This is a genomic window from Ruegeria sp. N10 (genome assembly GCF_056531545.1).
This window is the reverse complement of the sequence record NZ_JBQFLY010000044.1, coordinates 1-4,421: the sequence shown is the minus strand read 5'-3', so window position 1 is coordinate 4,421 and position 4,421 is coordinate 1. Positions and strand designations below refer to the sequence as shown.

The 4,421-nt window shown below is 56.9% G+C and carries 3 protein-coding genes; all 3 read right to left on the bottom strand.

Annotated elements, in window-relative coordinates; genetic code table 11:
- Positions 1-118 precede the first annotated feature (118 nt).
- The gene (locus tag ACR0JI_RS21735) at positions 119-2,140 is read right to left on the bottom strand and encodes a putative 2-aminoethylphosphonate ABC transporter permease subunit (protein WP_480477725.1); all 2,022 of its coding nucleotides are present in this window, start codon (positions 2,138-2,140) and stop codon (positions 119-121) included.
- Positions 2,137-3,252 carry a putative 2-aminoethylphosphonate ABC transporter ATP-binding protein gene (locus ACR0JI_RS21730; protein WP_480496631.1) on the bottom strand — a complete coding sequence of 372 codons (1,116 nt, stop codon included), beginning with the start codon at positions 3,250-3,252 and terminating at the stop codon, positions 2,137-2,139. Before ACR0JI_RS21730 ends, ACR0JI_RS21735 begins: the two co-directional genes overlap by 4 nt.
- A 132-nt stretch (positions 3,253-3,384) precedes the next feature.
- Positions 3,385-4,404: a putative 2-aminoethylphosphonate ABC transporter substrate-binding protein gene (locus ACR0JI_RS21725; RefSeq protein WP_480477711.1), complete on the bottom strand. Its 1,020-nt coding sequence runs from the start codon at positions 4,402-4,404 to the stop codon at positions 3,385-3,387.
- Positions 4,405-4,421: the final 17 nt, after the last annotated feature.

Sequence of the window (4,421 nt, the reverse complement as noted above, 5' to 3'; positions counted from 1 at the left end):
TCCCAGCGTCGCGATGTCAAGATCATACGGGCGTTTATGGACTTTGCGGAGCGGGTTCTTGGGGAGAAGGAAACCGCCGGAGACATGTGACCGGCGGGTTCTTGAGTTTTTTTGTGGATTACCTGCTGCGCCAGGCCTGTGTGCGGGCCAGGATGCCTTTTGATGCCATCAGGTGGAAGATCCGGGCGGCGGCGTTGGTGTAGAAGATCATCATGCCCATTGCGGCTGCGGGTGCGATGTCCCCGGCATCATCCATGTTCAGCACCGCGATGGACGCGAGTGTGGTTTTGGGTGAATAGAGGAACACAACCGCCGACACGGTCGTCATTGCGTTGACGAACAGATAGATCGAGATATCCAGCACCGCAGGCAGGCAGACCGGCACCGTCACGCGGGCAAACAGCTTCATTGTTGGCTGTTTGAGAGAGGCTGACACCGACTCGAACTCTTTATCCATCTGCTTGAGAGCGGTGACCGCCGTCAGGTGCGATACGGTATAGAAATGCGTCACCGTGCAAACCACCAGGATTGCCATGGTGCCGTAGATCGCATTGAACGGATTGGACGGGTTGTTGAAGAAGAAGATATAGGACAGCCCCAGAACCATGCCCGGGATGGCCATCGGCAGCATGGCGAACATCTGAAAGATCGACCGTCCGGTTTTGAAGCCGTTCGATTTTTCCACCAGATACGCCCCGAAGAAGACAACCGTCGTGCCGATCACCGCCGTCAGGAAAGCCAGTTTGATCGAGTTGAAATACGACCCCCAGCCGCCGCCATCCATCTTGTCGAACTGGTAGTTCTTGAGGCTCAGGCTCAGATCGTAGGGCCAGAACTTGATCAGCGCCGCAAACTGACACACGGCCAGAAGACCAATGATGAACAGGCCGACCAAGCTGCAGTAGATCAGGAATATGCGATCAGCCTTTGGGTTTGGTGTTGCCTGATATGGAACCGAGCGCGCAGAAAGCAGCGCCACCTGCTTGGACTGAACCATCCGGTCGATGGCAAAAGCCAGAATTGCGGGGATGACCAGAACCACCGAGACCACGGCGCCCATCTCAAAGTTCTGCTGGCCGATCACCTGTTTGTAGATATCCACGGCAAGCACGTTGAACTGGCCGCCGATCACCTTTGGCAGGCCGAAATCGGTGATCACCAGATTGAACACGACAAAGGCTGCGGAAATCAGGCCATAGCGCGCGCCGGGTATGGTAACGGTCCAGAATGTCCGCCAGGGGGTAGAGCGCAAGCTGACAGCGGCCTCGTACAACCGCGCATCCGATATCGCGAGCGCAGTCGATATGATCAGGAACGCGTGTGGAAAGGTAAAGAAGACCGATCCGATCACGATGCCTATGGGGCCGTAGATACTGGCACCGAACAACAACTCCTTGATCATCCCCTGATTGCCGAACAGGTAGACCAGCGCGATGCCCGGCAGCAGCGAGGGAACCAGAATCGGCGCCATCGCGATCAGGCGAAAGACCCCCTTGAACCGCATGCAGCTTCGGTTCAGCGCATAGGCAAACCAGAACGCCAGCGTCACCGTAACGATTGTGCTGACAACCGAAATCCAAAGGGAATTCTTGATCGAGTTGAACAGGGCTGGTGTCGAGAAGTAGTTGATGAAGTTGCCCAGACCCCGCGCTTGAACCGGCCGCATCTGCACCCGGCGGAACGTGTTGGAATCAAGCTCGACCCAATCGGTGCCTTCGTTCAAAGTCGACCCGACCAGAAAGCGCCCGGCCTCCGTCGTGTTCCGCATCTGGTACATGACCGGGCTGCGAAAGCTGAAATCCGGAAAGAACCCGGTCACCGGCAAACGCCCGTCCGAGCCGGTTGTCAGATCGGTGTCGGAATACACCCCCAATTGCCTGTTCAGTTCGTCAGCCGTCAGGATCGTTCCGTCGAACACACCCGCTTCATCACTGACCTGAAACTCATACTGGGACAGCTCGACCCGGTAGGTCGAGAAGGACTTGGAAAGCATCGTGTAAAGCGGCAGTGCCAGTGTCACGATCAGATAGAGCGCGATCACCATCATGCTTCCGCGCATCAGGATGTCATCGCGGCTGAGCCTGGGCCTGATATCCGGCCCGACAGGCAATGTGTCCTGATTGGTCGACATCGTGCTCATGCCGCAGCCTCCGGAAGGTCAAACGCCATCAGGCGGTTCTCGGGAAGCTCAATCACCATGCTGCACCCCTCTTCCAGCTCAAGACGACGCACGGCGTTGATCGAAAAATCCGCGATCAGTTCCGAAGATCCGAACCGCTCGTTGTTCAGGCGGCAGCGCCAGAACGAGCCCAGAAACTCCATTTCATCGAGCGTGACCTCGATGCAGTTCCGATTGCCGCCCGTGTCAAGATAACCAGCTTCATGAGGGATGATGTCTTCGGGACGAATGGCCGCAATGACAGGGGTTCCATCATTGAACGTGTGGCTGAGGCAGGCAAAGGTCTTTTCCCCGACGCTCAACCGCCCGCCTTTCGTAACCTGAGACTGGATCTGGTTCATTTCACCGATAAAGTCAGCCACGAACAGGTTGGCCGGTTCGCGGTAGATCTCCGTGGGCGATCCAACTTGTTCGATCACCCCGTGGTTCATCACCACGATGCGGTCGGCCATGGCCAGCGCTTCTTCCTGATCGTGCGTCACCATCACGGTGGTCACACCCAGCTTGCGCTGCAATTCCTTGATCTCATGCCGCAGGTGAACGCGCACCTTGGCGTCCAGCGCCGACAGGGGTTCGTCCAGCAGCAGCAGACCGGGATTGGTTGCAATGGCGCGGGCCAGCGCAATCCTCTGCTGCTGGCCACCGGACAATTGCGCCGGGTATTTCCTGCCCTGATCCGGCAGACCAACAAGGTTCAGCAGCTCGCTCACCCGAACCGCGATATCCGACTTGCTGCGGCCCGTGTTTTCAAGGCCAAATGCGATGTTCTTTTCGATCGTCAGGTTCGGGAACAGCGCATAGGACTGGAACACAATCCCGAAATCGCGCTCGGACGGAGGCAGGTTGGAGACGTCCTTGCCATCCTGCATAATCGTACCCTTGGTCTGCAGATCCAGCCCTGCAATCGCCCGCAACAAGGTGGTCTTGCCGCAGCCGGACGGGCCGAGGAAACAAATGAATTCACCTTCTTTGATTTCAAGAGAGATGTCCTTGAGTGCCAGAAAGCTGCCGAACGCTTTCCACAAATTCTGGATGCTGAGATACAGTTCACCGGGTGGTGTTTTCTGAAGCACGGGAGAGGTCCTCACATCTGCACCTCGGGCACGACCGATCCTGGCCGGTGCGCGCCGGGTGAGTTGGTTGTGTTGGTGGGAACAAGAGAGTGGCGGGCAGGAGAAGCACAAAAGCCCCTCCTGCCAATGGAATTACTTCGCTTCAGACTTTCCGTCATAGCGAGACTGCCATTCCTTCAGGATTGCCGCGCGATTGTTGGCGGCATATTCGAAATCATTGTTGATCATCGCATCCAGAAGACCCTCTGGGAAGTGTTCAACCGGTTTTGCAACGCCGGGATACGCCACGACCGCATAGCCGGTATTGTACATCTCGTTGGCCTCTTTGGTGACGGTGAAGTCCACCAGCTTCTGCGCGGCTTCCAGATTTGCAGTGCCGGCCACAATCGCGGTTGCTTCCATGTCCCAGCCGACGCCTTCCGAAGGCACAATGATTTCCAGCGGTGCGCCATCAGCTTTGGATTTCGCCCCACGGAACGCAAAAGAAATACCAATCGGGATCTCGCCCGCCGCCGCCAGTTTGCAAGGCTTCGAGCCGGAATGGGTGTAGCGCGCAATATTCTCGTGCAGCGCATCCATGTATTCCCAGCCACCTTCTTCACCAAACATTTGAAGCCAGCTGGACACATCAAGGAACCCCGTGCCAGAGGAATTCGGGTTCGGCATGATAACCTGATCCTTGTACATCGGATCAGTCAGGTCCTTCCACGAGGTCGGCGGCTTCAGCCCGGCCTTTTCCGCCTCAACCGTGTTGTAGCAAATCGAGGCAACCCAGGCGTCCATGCCAACCCAGGCAGGCGGGTTGTCACCATCGACGAATTTCGCATCCAGCTTGTCTACGCCAGCCGGGGCATAAGGCTCCAGCATCCCTTCGGATTTCAACAGCAGCAGAGAGGTCGCAGCCAACCCCCAGACCACATCCGCCTGTGGGTTGTCCCGTTCAGCCAGCAGTTTCGCGGTGATGATCCCCGTCGAGTCCCGGACCCAGTTGATCTTGATATCCGGATTGCTCTGATTGAACGTCTCCGCATACCGCGCAAGATCCTCAGCCTCAACAGCAGTGTATACTGTCAATTCCGTTTCCGATGCCGCAGCCGTCGCCGTCAGTAAACCGAACGCCAAAACCGCATAAATTGATCTCTTCTGTTTCATGGTTGTCCTCTGTTGGT